15 protein-coding genes are annotated in these 15,995 nt (G+C 60.5%); 7 read left to right on the top strand and 8 right to left on the bottom strand.

Features of this window, described 5'->3' with window-relative positions; all coding sequences use genetic code 11:
- The 4 genes from ACPYOI_RS18380 to ACPYOI_RS18365 form a co-directional block, all read left to right on the top strand.
- On the top strand, positions 1-1,286 hold a 1,286-nt coding region (locus ACPYOI_RS18380), incomplete at its 5' end, for an ammonium transporter (protein ID WP_481423150.1).
- Between the two features lie 233 nt (positions 1,287-1,519).
- Positions 1,520-4,189, top strand: coding sequence for an FtsK/SpoIIIE family DNA translocase (locus ACPYOI_RS18375; RefSeq protein WP_481419884.1), 2,670 nt, complete (start codon positions 1,520-1,522; stop codon positions 4,187-4,189).
- Positions 4,190-4,315: 126 nt separating this feature from the next.
- Positions 4,316-5,059, top strand: coding sequence for an outer membrane lipoprotein carrier protein LolA (locus tag ACPYOI_RS18370; RefSeq protein ID WP_481419885.1), 744 nt, complete (start codon positions 4,316-4,318; stop codon positions 5,057-5,059).
- A gap of 117 nt (positions 5,060-5,176) precedes the next feature.
- The gene (locus ACPYOI_RS18365; protein WP_481419886.1) at positions 5,177-5,980 is read left to right on the top strand and encodes an exodeoxyribonuclease III; all 804 of its coding nucleotides are present in this window, start codon (positions 5,177-5,179) and stop codon (positions 5,978-5,980) included.
- A gap of 2 nt (positions 5,981-5,982) precedes the next feature.
- On the opposite strand, the gene ACPYOI_RS18360 is transcribed toward ACPYOI_RS18365, so the two are convergent.
- Both ACPYOI_RS18360 and ACPYOI_RS18355 read right to left on the bottom strand, forming a co-directional pair.
- Positions 5,983-6,438 carry a cyclic nucleotide-binding domain-containing protein gene (locus tag ACPYOI_RS18360; protein ID WP_481419887.1) on the bottom strand — a complete coding sequence of 152 codons (456 nt, stop codon included), beginning with the start codon at positions 6,436-6,438 and terminating at the stop codon, positions 5,983-5,985.
- A gap of 12 nt (positions 6,439-6,450) precedes the next feature.
- The gene (locus ACPYOI_RS18355) at positions 6,451-7,134 is read right to left on the bottom strand and encodes a response regulator transcription factor (RefSeq protein WP_168831721.1); all 684 of its coding nucleotides are present in this window, start codon (positions 7,132-7,134) and stop codon (positions 6,451-6,453) included.
- A 142-nt stretch (positions 7,135-7,276) separates the two neighbouring features.
- Here ACPYOI_RS18355 and ACPYOI_RS18350 point away from each other — a divergent pair, with 142 nt between their 5' ends.
- Complete coding sequence (locus ACPYOI_RS18350; protein WP_481419888.1) at positions 7,277-7,825, top strand: L,D-transpeptidase family protein; 549 nt, start codon at positions 7,277-7,279, stop codon at positions 7,823-7,825.
- 134 nt (positions 7,826-7,959) lie between these two features.
- Positions 7,960-8,790, top strand: coding sequence for an aldo/keto reductase (locus tag ACPYOI_RS18345; protein ID WP_481419889.1), 831 nt, complete (start codon positions 7,960-7,962; stop codon positions 8,788-8,790).
- Positions 8,791-8,849: 59 nt separating this feature from the next.
- Here the strand turns inward: ACPYOI_RS18345 and ACPYOI_RS18340 are convergent, their stop codons facing one another.
- The 5 genes from ACPYOI_RS18340 to rplS all read right to left on the bottom strand — a co-directional run bounded on the left by ACPYOI_RS18340 (position 8,850) and on the right by rplS (position 13,476).
- On the bottom strand, positions 8,850-9,392 hold the full coding sequence (locus ACPYOI_RS18340) for a SixA phosphatase family protein (RefSeq protein ID WP_481419890.1): 543 nt from the start codon (positions 9,390-9,392) through the stop codon (positions 8,850-8,852).
- Between the two features lie 113 nt (positions 9,393-9,505).
- Positions 9,506-10,915 carry a 3-isopropylmalate dehydratase large subunit gene (gene leuC, locus ACPYOI_RS18335; RefSeq protein WP_481419891.1) on the bottom strand — a complete coding sequence of 470 codons (1,410 nt, stop codon included), beginning with the start codon at positions 10,913-10,915 and terminating at the stop codon, positions 9,506-9,508.
- A 240-nt stretch (positions 10,916-11,155) separates the two neighbouring features.
- Positions 11,156-11,977, bottom strand: coding sequence for an amino acid ABC transporter permease (locus ACPYOI_RS18330; protein ID WP_481423149.1), 822 nt, complete (start codon positions 11,975-11,977; stop codon positions 11,156-11,158).
- Positions 11,978-11,993: 16 nt separating this feature from the next.
- The gene (locus ACPYOI_RS18325; RefSeq protein WP_481419847.1) at positions 11,994-12,791 is read right to left on the bottom strand and encodes a transporter substrate-binding domain-containing protein; all 798 of its coding nucleotides are present in this window, start codon (positions 12,789-12,791) and stop codon (positions 11,994-11,996) included.
- A 148-nt stretch (positions 12,792-12,939) separates the two neighbouring features.
- A complete protein-coding gene (gene rplS / locus ACPYOI_RS18320) occupies positions 12,940-13,476 on the bottom strand; it encodes a 50S ribosomal protein L19 (RefSeq protein WP_168831714.1) in 537 nt (178 codons plus the stop codon).
- Positions 13,477-13,822: 346 nt separating this feature from the next.
- On the opposite strand from rplS, the gene ACPYOI_RS18315 reads away from it, so the two are divergent.
- Positions 13,823-15,277: an NCS1 family nucleobase:cation symporter-1 gene (locus ACPYOI_RS18315; protein WP_481419846.1), complete on the top strand. Its 1,455-nt coding sequence runs from the start codon at positions 13,823-13,825 to the stop codon at positions 15,275-15,277.
- 33 nt (positions 15,278-15,310) lie between these two features.
- Here the strand turns inward: ACPYOI_RS18315 and trmD are convergent, their stop codons facing one another.
- Entirely contained in the window at positions 15,311-15,991 is a 681-nt protein-coding gene (trmD, locus tag ACPYOI_RS18310) for a tRNA (guanosine(37)-N1)-methyltransferase TrmD (protein ID WP_481419845.1), read from the bottom strand.
- Positions 15,992-15,995: the final 4 nt, after the last annotated feature.

Here is a 15,995-nt window from a genome sequence, read left to right as displayed (position 1 = left end):
GCGACAACACCTGGATGCTGATCTCCACGGTTCTCGTCCTGATGATGACGATTCCGGGCCTCGCGCTGTTCTACGGCGGCCTCGTTCGCGCCAAGAACATGCTTTCGGTTCTCATGCAGGTCTTCATGATCACGGCCGTCGTCATGATCATCTGGGTCACCTACGGCTACTCGCTGGCCTTCACCGACGGCGGCTCCCTGAACAGCTTCGTCGGCGGCTTCTCCAAGGCCTTCCTCGCCGGTGTCGACACCACGTCGCTTTCCGAAACCTTCACGAAGGGCGTTGCCATTCCGGAGCTGACCTTCGTCTGCTTCCAGATGACCTTCGCCTGCATCACGCCTGCCCTGATCGTCGGCGCATTCGCCGAGCGTATCAAGTTCTCGGCTGTCATGCTCTTCGTCGTCCTCTGGGTCACGTTCGTCTACTTCCCGATGGCGCACATGGTTTGGTTCTGGGGCGGTCCGAGCGCATATGACGGTCCGTCGGGTCTCATCTTCTCGTATGGCGCGATCGACTTTGCCGGTGGCACGGTCGTTCACATCAACGCCGGTATCGCCGGTCTCGTCGGCGCGATCATGCTCGGCAAGCGCACAGGCTATAAGAAGGAGATCATGGCTCCGCACTCGATGACGCTCACCATGGTCGGCGCATCTCTTCTGTGGGTCGGCTGGTTCGGCTTCAACGCCGGTTCGAACCTCGAAGCAAATTCCTACGCATCGCTCGCAATGATCAACACCTTCGTCGCAACGGCTGCTGCCGCTGTTTCCTGGTGCATCGTTGAAACCTTTGCCCGCGGCAAGGCTTCGATGCTCGGTGCTGCCTCGGGTGCCGTCGCCGGTCTCGTTGCCGTTACGCCGGCGGCTGGCTTCGCAGGTCCGATGGGGTCGATCGTTCTCGGCCTGATCGTCTCGCCGGTCTGCTACTTCTTCGTCGACGTCGTGAAGAACAAGTTCAACTACGACGACAGCCTTGACGTTTTCGGCGTCCATTGCGTCGGTGGTATCCTCGGCGCAATCGGCACCGGCATTCTCGTCAACCCGGCTCTCGGCGGTGCAGGTATCGTCGACTACTCGACGCCGGACTTCGCCGCTTCCTATGCCGGTACGGCAACTCAGGTCTGGGCTCAGTTCAAGGGCGTCCTGACGACCATCGTCTGGTCCGGCGTAGGCTCCGCGATCCTCTACAAGATCGTTGATGTGATCGTTGGCCTGCGCGTGACCGTCGAAGCGGAGCGCCAAGGTCTCGACCTGTCGACCCATGGCGAAGCCGCTTACCACTCTTCTTGATTGGCGTAATTGCGGCGCCCGGCGAGGGCGCCGCTGAACAGCCCGTCGCGGCTTATTGATATGTAAGCCGCATTTGGCCCGGACCTTGAAGGTTCGGGCCCTTTTATTTTCGCCCTGCATCGCTTGGGCATGGTTAACATCGCTTTAACCCTCCTCTGGTTAGGTGGAGCGGACGCACATTGCGCGGCGACGCATCGGCGATTCGCGCGCTCAGCATTGGACGGGTTGGGTACATGGCAAGAAGCACGTCGCCGGCGATCGATAACCGGCCGGACCGGTTCTCTCTTTCCGGGTTCCTGTTCAGGCAGGCGCAAGCCCTCGCGGGTTTTGCGATCTTTCTGCTCTTGGCTCTCGTGGTCGCAGCGCTTGCGACCTGGAACGTCACAGATCCGAGCTATTCCTACGCGACCAGCAATCCGCCTACCAATATTCTGGGTTATGGCGGTGCCGCCTTTGCCGACATCGCGATGCAGTTCTTAGGGCTTTCGAGCGTGGTCGCGCTGCTACCCGTTGTTGCTTGGGCTCTGGCGCTGATTTCCGGCCGTCACATCAGCCGCATTCCAGCGCGGGCAGGTGCCTGGGCGCTGGGTTCGATCCTTTCCTCTGCCGTCGTCGGATGCTTTCCGCCGCCGCTCACCTGGCCGCTTCCGAACGGCATCGGCGGTGTTGTCGGCGATATGATCCTTCGGTTCCCGGCGCTCTTCGTCGGCGCCTATCCCAGCGGCACATTTGCAACGGCCGTGGGCTGCGTGTTTGCGCTGCCGACCGCCTGGATGATGCTCTTCGCCGCCGGCATTATCGGCCGCACGGAAGCCGACGAGGATGACGCTGACGATCTCGTCGATACACGTTCCAAGGCACGCTCGGTTGGCGATGCCGATGACGGTGATGACGAAGAAGAGGGCGGCTGGCTGGCGTTTGGGGCGCTGACGCATGCCTGGTACATGAGCCAGGCGCGCATGCGCCGCATCTTCGGCATGGGGCCGCGCAAGCGTCGCCAAAGTGATTTTGAATCGCCCTACGACTTCAACGATGATGAATTCGGAACGCTCAACGAGCCTATCCGGGCCAAGGCACCGGCAGGCCGTGGTCTTCGGGTCGATCCGTCCATGGAGCAAGGTGCCTCGCAGCGCCGCGTTGTTTCCGCGCCGTCGATCTCGCTCAGTGATGACGACGACGATGACGATGTGCCGTTTGACAGTGACATGCCTCCGCGCCCGGCCGGTATCCTGCCGGATGAGGATGGCGACGACTGGATGATCCGTGCACCAAGGGCTTCAGGCGGAAAGCCCGAGCCGCACGTTGTGCCGCAGATATCGCGGCCGAAACCGGGAACCCGCATCGAACGCGAATCGCAGGGTTCCTTCATTCGGCCGGAGGGCTTTCAGATTCCCTCCGTGCATCTGCTTGCCGAGCCAAAGAATGTCGTTCGTGACTCGTCGCTTTCCGCCGATGCGCTGGAGCAGAATGCGCGCATGCTCGAAGGCGTTCTTGAAGACTTCGGCGTCAAGGGCGAGATCATCCATGTCCGTCCCGGCCCGGTCGTGACGCTCTACGAACTTGAGCCGGCTCCCGGTATCAAGTCCTCTCGTGTCATCGGCCTTGCCGACGACATTGCCCGCTCCATGAGCGCGATCGCCGCCCGCGTCGCCGTCGTTCCCGGCCGCAACGCGATCGGTATCGAGTTGCCGAACTCGACGCGCGAGACCGTCTTCCTGCGCGAACTGATCGCCTCGCGTGATTTCGAAGGGTCCAAGGCGAAGCTTGCGATGGCGCTCGGCAAGACGATCGGCGGCGAGGCCGTCATTGCCGATCTCGCGAAGATGCCGCACCTGCTGGTGGCCGGCACCACCGGCTCCGGTAAATCCGTCGCCATCAACACCATGATCCTTTCGCTGCTCTACCGCATGACGCCCGAGCAGTGCCGCCTCATCATGATCGATCCGAAGATGCTGGAACTCTCCGTCTATGACGGCATCCCGCATCTGCTCTCGCCTGTTGTCACCGATCCGAAGAAAGCCGTCGTTGCGCTCAAGTGGACGGTTCGCGAGATGGAAGAGCGCTACAAGAAGATGTCCAAGATCGGCGTGCGCAATATCGACGGCTTCAATGCCCGTGTCGAGCAGGCGCTGGCCAAGGGCGAGGCGATCTCCCGAACCGTGCAGACAGGCTTTGACCGCCACACCGGCGAAGCCATGTACGAGACCGAGGAATTCGACCTGCAGCCGATGCCCTACATCGTCGTCATCATCGACGAAATGGCGGACCTGATGATGGTCGCGGGCAAGGATATCGAAGGTGCGGTCCAGCGTCTCGCGCAAATGGCGCGTGCGGCCGGCATTCACGTCATCATGGCAACGCAACGCCCGTCCGTGGACGTCATCACCGGCACCATCAAGGCGAACTTCCCGACGCGCATCTCCTTCCAGGTCACGTCGAAGATCGACAGCCGCACCATCCTTGGGGAGCAGGGCGCCGAACAGCTGCTCGGCATGGGCGATATGCTCTATATGGCGGGCGGCGGGCGCATTCAGCGCGTCCACGGCCCCTTCGTTGCCGATATGGAAGTCGAAGAGATCGTTTCCTATCTCAAGACCCAGGGAGCGCCGCAATATCTCGACGCGATCACCGCTGACGACGACGAGGACGGCGACTACGGCGGCGGTCCGGCGGGTACGGCCAACCTGTCGGACTCCGAGGATCCCTATGATCAGGCGGTGGCAATCGTGCTCAGGGACGGCAAGGCTTCGACCTCCTACATCCAGCGCCGCCTCGGCATTGGTTACAATCGTGCCGCTTCATTGATCGAGCGAATGGAGCAGGAAGGCATCATCGGTCCTGCAAATCACGCCGGCAAACGAGAAATTCTCGTTCCGACGGAAGGTGATATACTCGATCGCTAGTGCCGGAACGGGGCAATGGCTTCACGGAAACCTGATAGCCCCGAAAACGTTACTTTCTGCAGCGATGCTTCTGCGCCATGAAGACGCCGCGTTTCGGCAGCATGCAGGGCATCAAAGGAGACCTAGATGACCAACTCCGAACTCTATTTCAACGGCTTCTCGCTGACACGCCGGCACCTTCTCGGTGCGATGGGGCTGGCTGCCGTTTCGATTGCGGCTCCCGCCAATGCCTTCGCACAGGCTGCGCCGGACGGTTCTGCCGTGGCACCGGCTGCGCCAGACGGTTCAGCGGCGACACAGACTGCCGCTCGCGGTTCCACCGCCGGCGGTTCCGCAGCGGCGCAGGCGATCGCGGATCATTTTTCCGGAGTCGCCACCATGCAGGGCGAATTCGTGCAATTCGGCCCGCGTGGCGAACAGACGGGCGGAAAATTCTACATCCAGCGTCCAGGCAAGCTGAGGTTCAACTATGACAATCCGTCGCCGATCCGCGTCATTTCCGACGGCAGGAATGTTGCGGTCGGCAATTTGAAGCTGAAGACCTGGAGCCTTTATCCGCTTTCCAAGACGCCGCTCAGCCTGCTGCTTGCACGCAGGATCGACCTGTCGGACGGCTCGGTGAAGAGCGTGAAGGAAGAATCGGATCTGACGACGATTGCGCTCGGCAACAGAACCATCTTCGGCAGTTCGACGATTACCATGATGTTCGACCCAAAGACCTACGATTTGCGTCAGTGGACGATTACCGACAATCAAGGCAAGAACACCTCCGTGATGGTCTTCAACGTGAGGACCGGCGTCCAGTTCGACGACAAAGTCTTCAGGGTGCCCTACGAAAGCATCCAGGGCACTGCGGCTTCCCGCGATTGATGCTGAACGACACTCTGTGAAAAATGCCCGGTGAAAGCCGGGCGTTTTGCTTACGGACGTTCCATCGGCACCCCCTTTCCTCTAAGGGCTTTCTAGTCCTGTTGGAAAGGCAATGGCATGAGCTTCTCGATCACTACCTGGAACATCAATTCCGTGCGGCTGCGCATGCCGATCGTCGAGCAGTTCGTTCTCAAGCATCGACCGGACATCCTGTGTCTTCAGGAGACCAAGGTTCCGAACGAGCTCTTCCCGGCAGCTCCCCTGCGCGCCATGGGCTATGACCACATCATCATACATGGCCAGAAGGGATACCACGGCGTTGCCATTGCCTCGCGCATTCCGCTTCTGGAAGACCATCGTCTGGACTACGGCAATGTTGGTCACGCACGTCACATCTCGGCGCTCTTCGAGCGTGGAGCACGCCGCGTCCGGCTGCATAACTTCTATGTTCCGGCCGGCGGCGACGAGCCGGATCCGGCCGTCAATCCGAAGTTCGCCCACAAGCTGGACTTCGTCGGGGAAATGAAGCTGCTGAAGGCCAACGGCGAAGCGAATACTTCGGCGATCCTCGTCGGCGACCTGAACATCGCGCCGCTTGAGCATGACGTCTGGTCACACAAGCAACTGCTGAAGATCGTCAGCCATACGCCCGTGGAAACTGAAGGTCTGCTGGAGGTCATGAAACGCGGGGCCTGGCTCGATCTGATGCGCCAGCACGTGCCGCCGAGCGAAAAGCTCTACACTTGGTGGAGCTATCGCGCCAAGGATTGGCAGGCCGCCGATCGCGGCCGCCGTCTCGATCATGTGTGGTCATCCTCCGATCTCGGGCCGCTGCTTCAACGCATCGAAGTCCTGAAGGAAGCGCGCGGCTGGGATCGTCCATCCGACCATGTGCCGGTGACGGCGTTCTTCAATCTCTGAGATTACGAAAAGCGGTGAAGCTGCGCGGTCGCTCGCGCCGCCAATCGCGCGATGTTGTCGCGGATGCGGTTTTCTATCACGCGGGCTGCGTCCGGATATTCTTCAATCAGTCTGTGGAACAGCGCCCGGGTGATGCGGATCACGCTGGAATCTTCCCGCGCGACCGCTGTGAATTTGCGCTCCACGAGGGTTACCAGCGCGAGCTCGGACAACAATGTGCCGGGGCCCGCGATATGCTGGACCTTCGGCTGACCATCCGCGCCTGTTGTGCTGAGCTCCAGCGCGCCGCCGACCACGACGTAGGCGCTCTCCGCAGGCGACCCCTCGCGGAACAGCATCTGCCCGGTGGAGATCAAACGCCGGTCGGAGCCGAAGGCGATCAACCGCAGTTGGTCAGAAGACATGCCTCCGAAGAGCGGCTGCTGTGCCAGCAGGTCAATATCGTCTGTCAGAGCCATGCGGCTTTTGCCTTACGGTATGATCTTGTATCCGCCATTTTCCGTCACCAGGATTTCGGCATTCGATGGATCGCGCTCGATCTTCTGGCGCAGGCGGTAGACGTGCGTTTCAAGCGTATGGGTCGTCACGCCGGAATTGTATCCCCATACCTCTTCGAGAAGAACGTCACGTGTGACCACTCTCTGCTCGGCACGATAAAGATAACGGATGATCGCCGCTTCCTTCTCCGTGAGGCGGATCTTCTGGCCGTTCTGAGTGGTCAGAAGCTTCTGGCTCGGTTTGAAGAGATAAGGTCCGACGGTGAAGGTTGCATCCTCGCTCTGTTCGTGTTGCCGAAGCTGAACGCGGATGCGCGCCAGAAGCACGGCGAAACGGAACGGCTTGGTGACGTAGTCGTTGGCACCCGCCTCCAGGCCAAGAATAGTATCCGAATCCGTGTCGTGCCCGGTCAGCATGATGATCGGAGCCTTGAAGCCGCCCTTGCGTAGCAGTTTCACTGCTTCTCGTCCGTCCATATCCGGCAGCCCGACATCCATGATCAGCAGGTCGACAGGCGTATTGCGGGCGACTTGTAAGCCCTTGCCGGCAGTCGGCTCCTGCAGCACCGTGAACTCGTCATAGAGCGAAAGCTGCTCCGTCAATGTTTCGCGGAGGTCGTTATCATCATCCACCAGTAGAATGGTGCGTGCGGTCATGCGGTTCTGTTCCTCAGATTCCGTCCAATCAAGTCCTACGCCATATTCGATCATTGGCAAAGACCAGAGACGCGCTGTTGCCGGTGCTCGGCCGATGTGATTTCAATTGAACTCACAAGCAAAACAACAACATGTGAGAAAGATGGAGAAAAAAAGGCGAACCCGAAGAACGGTGCCATCCACCATTATCGTCCGCCCGGCACCCGGCAAGAAGAGTCGCGCGCTGGTTCAATGTGGTCCTGTCGTCGTCTCAGCGGCCATTGGCCGCTCAGGCAGGACACTCTTAAAGCGGGAGGGCGATGGCGCAACGCCGGTCGCATCGATGAAGCTGCTTTGCGGCTTCCGCCGCGGCGAGCATCCGCGCCGTCTGGAAACCGCGCTTCCGATCCGCCGCATCCGCGAGGACATGCTCTGGTGCGACCAGCCCAACGATCCGAACTACAATCGTCTCGTCAGGGCGCCGTTCCGTCCGAGCCACGAAGAGATGAAGCGCAAGGATGGGCTCTACGACATCTGTCTCGTCATGGACTGGAATATCACCTCTCGTGCGCGCAATCGCGGATCGGCCATCTTTTTTCACCTGATAAAGCCGGGCTACCAGCCCACCGCCGGTTGCGTGGCCGTCAGCCCGCGCGACATGCGCCGGCTTTTGCCGCATATGCGCAGGGGAACAATCGTGCGTGTTCTCTGAGCCGTCAGGGGTGATAATCTGCCCGCCGCGTCCTATATCCGTTTGACCGGCGTTTGGGCTGAAACGCGTTCCGGGAGTCCGCTTTTAGACTGAGATCATGCCCGTCCCATGTTTTAAACTTACGGAGATATATTGTGGCCAATCAACCGATCGTCACCTTCCACGACGGACATTCCATTCCCCAGGTCGGCCTCGGCGTATGGCAAACGCCGCAAGAGATTGCAGCGCCGACGGTCCGCAAGGCCCTCGAAGTCGGTTACCGCCATATCGATACGGCTTCGGGCTATGACAACGAAGAGGGCGTCGGCGAAGGCGTGCGCGCATCAGGACTCGACCGCAAGGATGTTTTCATCACGACGAAGCTTCGCAACACCGATCAGGGCTACGACAGCACGATGCGTGCCTTCGAAGGCAGCTTGAAGAAGCTCGGCACGGATTACGTCGATCTCTACCTGATCCACTGGCCATCGCCGCACCGCGGCCTGTATCGCGAAACCTGGAAGGCTTTCGTCAAGATCAGGGAGGAAGGCCGCGCCCGTTCGATCGGTGTTTCCAATTTCTATCCCGACCATCTGGATCATATCATCGGCGACACCGGCGTGGTTCCGGTGATCAACCAGATCGAACTGCACCCGGATTTCCAGCAGAAAGCCGCGCAGGATGCGCACAAGAAGCTGAACATCATCACCGAGTCCTGGAGCCCGCTCGGCCAGGGTAAGTTCATCGCGAACCCGGTCATCGGCCAGATCGCCCGGAAGCACGGCAAGACGCCGGCGCAGGTCATCATTCGCTGGCACATTGATAGCGGCCTGGTCGTGATCCCCAAGTCGGTGACGCCGTCGCGCATCGAGGAAAACTTCAAGGTCTTCGATTTCAAACTCGATGCAGAGGATATGGCCGCGATCGCCAAGCTCGACGACAGGAGCGCTCGGATGGGACCGGATCCCTATACGGCAACGTTCTGAGCTGTCGATGGGAGGGCGGCGTCGGAACCGCTCTCCCGCGCCTCACCGATGCCGCTTACTCAGGCGAGTGCCCGTGGCCTGACGAAGCGCTCGAGATGTCCGCTTTCCGGTGTGATGTCCTCCCAGCGATCCGCCTTGAAATCGATGATCGCCATCCCGGCGGTCACGAACTTTTCCTTCAGGCGTGCCCAATCCTCTAAGTCGCCGCTGCCGATGAGGCCGTTCGCGAAATCCTGAAAGCCGGGGTTGTGTCCAACAAGCATGACCGTCTGCACCGTTGGCTCAATCCCGCGGAGAATGCCAGCAATCCGCGCCGCCGGGGCTTCGTATAAGTCCGGCACATCGCGTTTAACGGCCGGACGCGGCAACTCCTTGGCCAGCAGCTTCCACGTTTCCTGCGCGCGGCGCGCGGTTGATACGAGAACCAGATCGGGAAGGAGTTTCTCGCGCGCCATATAGCTACCGATCAACGGCGCGGCTTTGCGCCCGCGATCAGCAAGCGGGCGGTCATGATCCGCAACATCGCCCGGCCAGGCGGACTTTCCGTGCCGCAGAAGAAAAAGGCGCCGGTGCTTTGGCAAAGGCTTGTGTGACGCATTCATGTTGCTCACCCAAGGGCAACGAAGCATTCGAGAAGGCTATTGTCTCACTGAATGCACGCCTTGTCTTGCGGAGATGATATGCCTCCCTCCGAGTGGGAGGGAGGCAATTGTCGTTAGTTCCACTCGCGAATATCGATGAAGTGACCTGCAATCGCAGCGGCTGCCGCCATCGCCGGCGAGACGAGATGCGTACGGCCCTTGAAGCCCTGGCGGCCTTCGAAGTTGCGGTTGGAGGTGGAGGCGCAGCGCTCCCCCGGCTTCAGGCGGTCGTCGTTCATGGCAAGGCACATGGAGCAGCCCGGCTCGCGCCAGTCGAAGCCGGCGGCTTTGAAGATCTTGTCGAGGCCTTCGGCTTCCGCCTGCTCCTTCACGAGGCCGGAGCCCGGCACGATCATGGCGCTGACGGTGGAAGCCACCGTCTTGCCCTCGACGACCTTGGCGGCAGCGCGCAGGTCTTCAATGCGGCCGTTGGTGCAGGAGCCGATGAAGACGCGGTCGACGGCGATGTCGGTCATCTTCGTGCCCGGCTTCAGGCCCATGTAATCAAGCGCACGCCACTTGGAGGCACGCTTGGTTTCGTCCTGGATTTCATCCGGGTTGGGAACGACGCCCTGGACCGAGACCACGTCTTCCGGCGAGGAGCCCCAGGACACGATCGGCGGCAGTTCGGCGGCGTTGAGCTTCACGATGCGGTCGAAATGTGCGCCTTCGTCGGTCTTCAGCATCTTCCAGTAGGCGATCGCCTGCTCCAGATGCTCGCCCTTCGGCGCGCGCGGCTTGCCTTTGATGTATTCGAAGGTGATCTCGTCCGGCGCAATCAGGCCGGCGCGGGCGCCGCCTTCGATCGACATGTTGCAGATCGTCATGCGGCCTTCCATCGACAGCGCGCGGATCGCTTCGCCGGCATATTCGATGACGTAGCCGGTGCCGCCGGCGGTGCCGATCTCGCCGATGATGGCAAGCACGATGTCCTTGGCGGTAACGCCGGGCGGCAGCTGGCCGTCGACCTGCACCAGCATGTTCTTGGCCTTCTTCTGGATCAGCGTCTGCGTCGCCAGAACGTGCTCGACTTCGGACGTCCCGATGCCATGGGCGAGCGAGCCGAAGGCGCCGTGGGTCGAAGTGTGGCTGTCGCCACAGACGATCGTCATGCCCGGCAGAGTGAAGCCCTGTTCCGGCCCGATGATATGCACGATCCCCTGGCGCTTGTCGTTCTCGGAGTAATACTCGACACCGAATTCGGCGGCGTTCTTGGCAAGCTGCTCGACCTGGATGCGGCTTTCTTCGTTCTTGATGCCGAGATGCCGGTCGGCCGAGGTTGGAACATTGTGGTCAACGACGGCAAGCGTCTTTTCGGGTGCGCGAACCTGGCGGTTCGACATGCGCAGACCTTCGAAAGCCTGCGGCGAGGTAACTTCGTGGACCAGATGACGGTCGATGTAGAGAAGACAGGTGCCGTCTGCCTGTTGGTCGACCAGGTGATCGTCCCAGATCTTGTCGTAAAGGGTACGCGGTGCGCTCATGGCGTTGTATCCGTATTGAAGCGTATGGAGAAAATGGAGTTTGGCGGATAGGCCCGCCGGCCGTCATTCGATCAACGAAGTCGGCTGTTGAGCGCACCGGATACGGACGCAAAGAAACGTGCCGGCAGGCGATAATGGTCCTGCAGCACGAAGACATGCGCGCCAATGCACTTGAACTTGCTTTCCATGGTGCTGGATATAGCGATTTTTCTCGGCAACGGCAATTTGAATCGTGCAGTGCTATCGCCGCTGGACCTCGCGCATCCTCATCTCCACTTGTCTCAAGGCCAGCGACAATCCGATCGTCAGGATCAGATAGATGTAGGTGACGATCGAATAGGTCTCGAAGAACCGGAAGGAACCGGAAGCATAGACCTTGCCCATCTGCGTGATGTCGGACACGCCGAGAACCGAGACGAGGGAGCTGTCCTTGACCATGGACACGAAATCGTTGGACAGCGGCGGGAAGACGACGCGGATCGCCTGCGGAAAGACGACGAGCCGGAAACGGTGATAGCGCGACAGACCGAGCGCCTTGGCGGCTTCGATCAGGCCGGGATCGACGGACTGAATGCCGGCGCGGAAGATTTCGGCGATGAAGGACGAATAACCGATCATCAGCGCGATGATCGCGCGCCAGATCAGCGGAAGATCGCGCACGAGGATCGGTTCGGCCAAACCGGCTTTTACAAGCGGCGTGATCAGGAAATTACAGGCGGCGACAATGCCCGGCGCGCCGACGAAGGCGACATAGAAGAGCAGCACCAGCATCGGGATGCCGCGGATGATCTCGATATAGAAGCGTGCCGTCTGTCGCAGGAGAAGGCTATCCGAAAGCCCGAGCAGGGCGATGCCAAGACCAAGCAAGGTCGCGAGCGCAAAAGCCACCAGTGTCACGAAGATGGTGATCCATACGCCGTTGACGACGGTCCGGAAGACCTGCGCATAGATGCCGTTGATGACGATCACGACGGCCAGGATGACGCCGAGCGCGGCAAGGGCGACCAGCCACCAGGGATAGTCGCCCTTGAGATTTCCGGCAGGAGAGGGCTGCAGCGCCATCAGAGGCTTGCCCGCGTCATTCGCCCATCTTGTAGTCGAGGAACCATTTCTTGTTCAGGGCATCCAATGTGCCATCGGCCTTGAGTGTAGCGATTACGGCGTTGACCGGGGCAACCAGATCGGAGCCTTTCGGGAAGATGAAGCCGAAATCTTCGGTGCCCAGCGGGCCGCCGATAACTTTCAGGCCACCGTTCGAGGCATCCACGTAGCCCTTTGCAGCAACGCCATCCGTCAGCACGAGATCGACGTCGCCGGTCTTTAGGGCTTGAACCGTGGCGCCGAAGGTTTCGAAAAGCTTGACGCGCGGGTTCTGCTCGTTGCCGTCCAGAATCTCATAGACGGCCGTATAGAAGGGCGAGGTGCCCGGCTGCGCGCCGATGAGGCCATCCTTGAATTCGCCGAAGGTCTTGGCATCCGTGAAGCGGTTTTCATCGCCACGCACCAGCATGAATTGCTGCGAGCGCATGTAGGGATCGGAGAAATCCACCTTCTGCTTGCGGTCGTCCTTGATGGTGATGCCGGTCATGCCGATGTTGTACTGATTGTCGGACACGGCCTGTATCATCGCGTCCCAGCTGGTGTTCTGGTACTCGACCTTGAAGTTCAGCCGTTTGGCAATCTCGTTCATCGCGTCATATTCCCAGCCGATCTGCTTGCCTGTCTTCGGATCGACGAATTGCAGCGGCGGATAGGCGTTCTCCGTGACGACGACCACCGTTCTGCCTCCGAGGTCCGGCAGACCCGCCGCAAACGCTGCAAGCGGCGAAAGAACGAGAGCGGCGATGCCTGCAAGAACAGTTCGGCGGAACGGCATGAAAGTTCTCCGGTGAAATGCGTTTCGTCGAAAATTGTCATAGTTGCAAAGGCGATGGCAAGAGCATTGCAAGGTGTGGCCGGGGCAAAAACAGAAAAGGCGGTCCGAAGACCGCCTTTTCATGCAAGAATTTTGCGTTGAGCAGAACTTATTCTGCTGCCGGCTCCGCAGCGGCTGCCGCTTCTGCAGCTGCCTTTGCTTCTGCGGCTTCGGCTGCTGCCTTTTCGGCTGCGAGAGCCTGAGCGGCTGCAACCTTTTCAGCTTCGATACGTGCCTTTTCCTCGGCAACGGCCTGACGCTCTGCGTCGTTGAGCTTGCGGGCGCGGGTGCCGGTGTTTTCGACGATACGGGCAGACTTGCCGCGACGGTCGCGCAGGTAGTAGAGCTTCGCGCGACGGACCTTACCGCGGCGAACGACTTCTACGCTTTCGATCATCGGGGAATAGATCGGAAATACGCGCTCGACGCCTTCGCCGTAGGAGATCTTGCGGACGGTGAAGTTTTCCTGCAGGCCGCCGCCGGAGCGGGCGATGCAGACGCCTTCATAAGCCTGGACACGGGTACGGGTGCCTTCCGTGACCTTCACGTTGACGCGGAGCGTGTCGCCCGGGGAGAATTCGGGAAGGGTGCGCTTGGCCTCGATCTTGGCGGCCTGTTCGGCCTCGAGCTGCTGAATGATGTTCATCGTCTTAACCTTTGGTTCTTCTGAAACAGCCAGAGCGCTCGACAGGTGATCCTTTGGGACTTGCCTCGGGATTTTGCCCTTCGCGGGCGGGAGCGGATTCGCCATTCTTTGTTGCTGGTCGACAGGGCTAGCCCCATTTCCGCGTGCGCCAATACACGAAAGCGGTAGGCTTGTCACCCCTTGCCGGGAAAAAATGGCACCGAAGCGCCTTGCCGGCGAGGCGATATCGATCAATGCTGAATTATTAAGCGCATTCGCGCTGCGATTAAATATTTGTCAAATCCCCATTCCTGCGGCACATTCGCCACGGGCCTCGATTTGCCCAGGGGAACTTAGAGGGGTAATCATGACAATAACGAATCCGTCTGCCTCGCTCCACAATGAAGATCTTGCGCCGGCAGAAGAAAGAAAGTGGGGAGCTTTCAGCATCTTCAACGTCTGGACATCGGACGTTCATAGCCTTTGGGGCTATTATCTAGCCGCCAGCCTTTTTCTACTGTGCGGCAGCTTCATCAACTTCGTGATCGCCATCGGCATCGGGTCGCTGGTGATCTTCTTCCTAATGAGCCTGGTCGGCAATGCCGGCGTCAAGACGGGCGTTCCGTTTCCGGTACTGGCGCGAGCCTCGTTCGGCACTTTCGGGGCAAACGTGCCGGCGCTGGTGCGCGCCGTGGTCGCCTGCTTCTGGTACGGCGCCCAGACGGCGGCCGCATCCGGCGCGATCGTCGCCCTTCTCGTCCGTAACGAGAACATGCTGGCGTTCCACCAGAACAGCCACATGCTCGGCCATTCGACCCTCGAAGTTATCTGCTATGTCGTCGTGTGGGCCTTGCAGTTGCTCATCATCCAGCGCGGAATGGAGACGGTGCGCAAGTTCCAGGATCTGGCCGGTCCGGCCGTCTGGATCATGATGCTCATCCTCGCCGTTTATCTCGTGGTGAAGGCAGGCACCTTCTCCTTCGGTAGCGAAATCCCGCGCGACGTGCTGCTGGAGAAAACGAAGGATGCTGGGGTTCCCGGCGAGCCCGGTTCCTTCCCGGCGCTTGCGGCCGTCGCCGCCACCTGGATCACCTATTTTGCGGCGCTTTACCTGAACTTCTGCGACTTCTCCCGCTACGCCAAGGACACCAAAACCTTGCGCAAGGGCAATCTCTGGGGCCTGCCGATCAATCTGCTGGCCTTCTGCCTTGTGGCAGGCGTGACGACCACGGCGGCGTTCATCGTCTATGGCGAGGTGCTGCTGCATCCGGAAGCGATCTCGGCGAAGTTCGACAGCTGGTTTCTGGCCTTGCTTGCGGCCCTCACCTTTGCCGTCGCAACGCTCGGCATCAACGTGGTCGCAAACTTCGTCTCGCCGGCGTTTGATTTCTCGAACGTCTTCCCGCGCCAGATCAGCTTCAAGCGGGGCGGCTACATCGCCGCACTGATTGCGCTGGTGCTCTATCCGTTCGCGCCGTGGGAGACGGGGGCGGCACATTTCGTCAATTTCATCGGTTCGACGATGGGCCCGATCTTCGGGGTCATGATGGTGGACTACTATCTGATCAGGAAGGGCGAGCTGAACGTGGCGGCGCTCTATCAGGAAGACGGCGAATTCCGCTTCCAGGGCGGCTGGCATACGAATGCCTTCATCGCTTTCGTGATCGGCGCGCTGTTTTCGTCGATCCTGCCGACCTTCACGTCGATTCTGCCGGAATGGTGGGGAACCTACGGCTGGTTTTTCGGCGTCGGCATCGGTGGCGTGGTCTATTATGTGCTGCGCATGAGCGCACGCGGCTCTGCTGTCGGCGCCGCTACCTGACCGATAATGCGCGCCCGGTTTCGGCCGGGCGTCCTATTCTTCCAGAAGGTCGGGTCGCCGTTGCTTCGTCAGGGCGACGGCCTGTTCATGGCGCCACTTTTCGATGGCGCCATGATTGCCCGAAGTGAGGATTGCCGGAATTTCACGGCCCTCCCATGCCTGCGGGCGCGTATAGTGCGGATGCTCGAGCAGGCCGCCTTCGAAACTCTCATGCAGACCAGACAGATCGTTGCCCATCACGCCGGGCAGGATACGTACGATCGCGTCGAGAACGATCAGGGCTGCGGGCTCGCCACCGGAAAGCACATAATCGCCGATCGAAACCTCTTCGAGATCGCGCGCCTCGATCACCCGCTGGTCGACGCCTTCGAAGCGGCCGCAGACGATGATGACGCCTTCACCCGCCGCAAGCTCACGCACGCGCTCTTGCGTCAGCGGCTTGCCGCGCGGGCTCATCAGGAGCTTGGGGCGGTTGCCGGCTTCCGAGACGCTGTCGATCGCACGTGCCAGCACATCGGGTTTCAGCACCATGCCCGCGCCGCCGCCGGCCGGCGTGTCGTCGACCGTGCGGTGTTTATCCGTCGCAAAATCGCGGATCTGAACGGTATCCACAGACCACTGCCCGCGCTCGATTGCCTTGCCGGCCAGCGAGACGCCGAGATGTCCCGGAAACATCTCCGGGTAAAGGGTGAGCACGGTCGCCCGGAAAGCCATGGCG

This window comes from Rhizobium sp. SVR5-2C, assembly GCF_056755115.1.
The sequence above is the reverse complement of the archived record's forward strand: the minus strand, read 5'-3'. Positions and strand labels throughout refer to the sequence as shown.

Excerpts from the sequence above, each read along its gene's own strand:
- ACPYOI_RS18375 (WP_481419884.1), top strand. The coding sequence starts at position 1,520 with ATGGCAAGAAGCACGTCGCCGGCGATCGATAACCGGCCGGACCGGTTC.
- ACPYOI_RS18370 (WP_481419885.1), top strand. The coding sequence starts at position 4,316 with ATGACCAACTCCGAACTCTATTTCAACGGCTTCTCGCTGACACGCCGG.
- ACPYOI_RS18365 (WP_481419886.1), top strand. The coding sequence starts at position 5,177 with ATGAGCTTCTCGATCACTACCTGGAACATCAATTCCGTGCGGCTGCGC.
- ACPYOI_RS18360 (WP_481419887.1), bottom strand. The coding sequence starts at position 6,438 with ATGGCTCTGACAGACGATATTGACCTGCTGGCACAGCAGCCGCTCTTC.
- ACPYOI_RS18355 (WP_168831721.1), bottom strand. The coding sequence starts at position 7,134 with ATGACCGCACGCACCATTCTACTGGTGGATGATGATAACGACCTCCGC.
- ACPYOI_RS18350 (WP_481419888.1), top strand. The coding sequence starts at position 7,277 with ATGGAGAAAAAAAGGCGAACCCGAAGAACGGTGCCATCCACCATTATC.
- ACPYOI_RS18340 (WP_481419890.1), bottom strand. The coding sequence starts at position 9,392 with ATGAATGCGTCACACAAGCCTTTGCCAAAGCACCGGCGCCTTTTTCTT.
- leuC (WP_481419891.1), bottom strand. The coding sequence starts at position 10,915 with ATGAGCGCACCGCGTACCCTTTACGACAAGATCTGGGACGATCACCTG.
- ACPYOI_RS18330 (WP_481423149.1), bottom strand. The coding sequence starts at position 11,977 with ATGGCGCTGCAGCCCTCTCCTGCCGGAAATCTCAAGGGCGACTATCCC.
- ACPYOI_RS18325 (WP_481419847.1), bottom strand. The coding sequence starts at position 12,791 with ATGCCGTTCCGCCGAACTGTTCTTGCAGGCATCGCCGCTCTCGTTCTT.
- rplS (WP_168831714.1), bottom strand. The coding sequence starts at position 13,476 with ATGAACATCATTCAGCAGCTCGAGGCCGAACAGGCCGCCAAGATCGAG.
- ACPYOI_RS18315 (WP_481419846.1), top strand. The coding sequence starts at position 13,823 with ATGACAATAACGAATCCGTCTGCCTCGCTCCACAATGAAGATCTTGCG.
- trmD (WP_481419845.1), bottom strand. The coding sequence starts at position 15,991 with ATGGCTTTCCGGGCGACCGTGCTCACCCTTTACCCGGAGATGTTTCCG.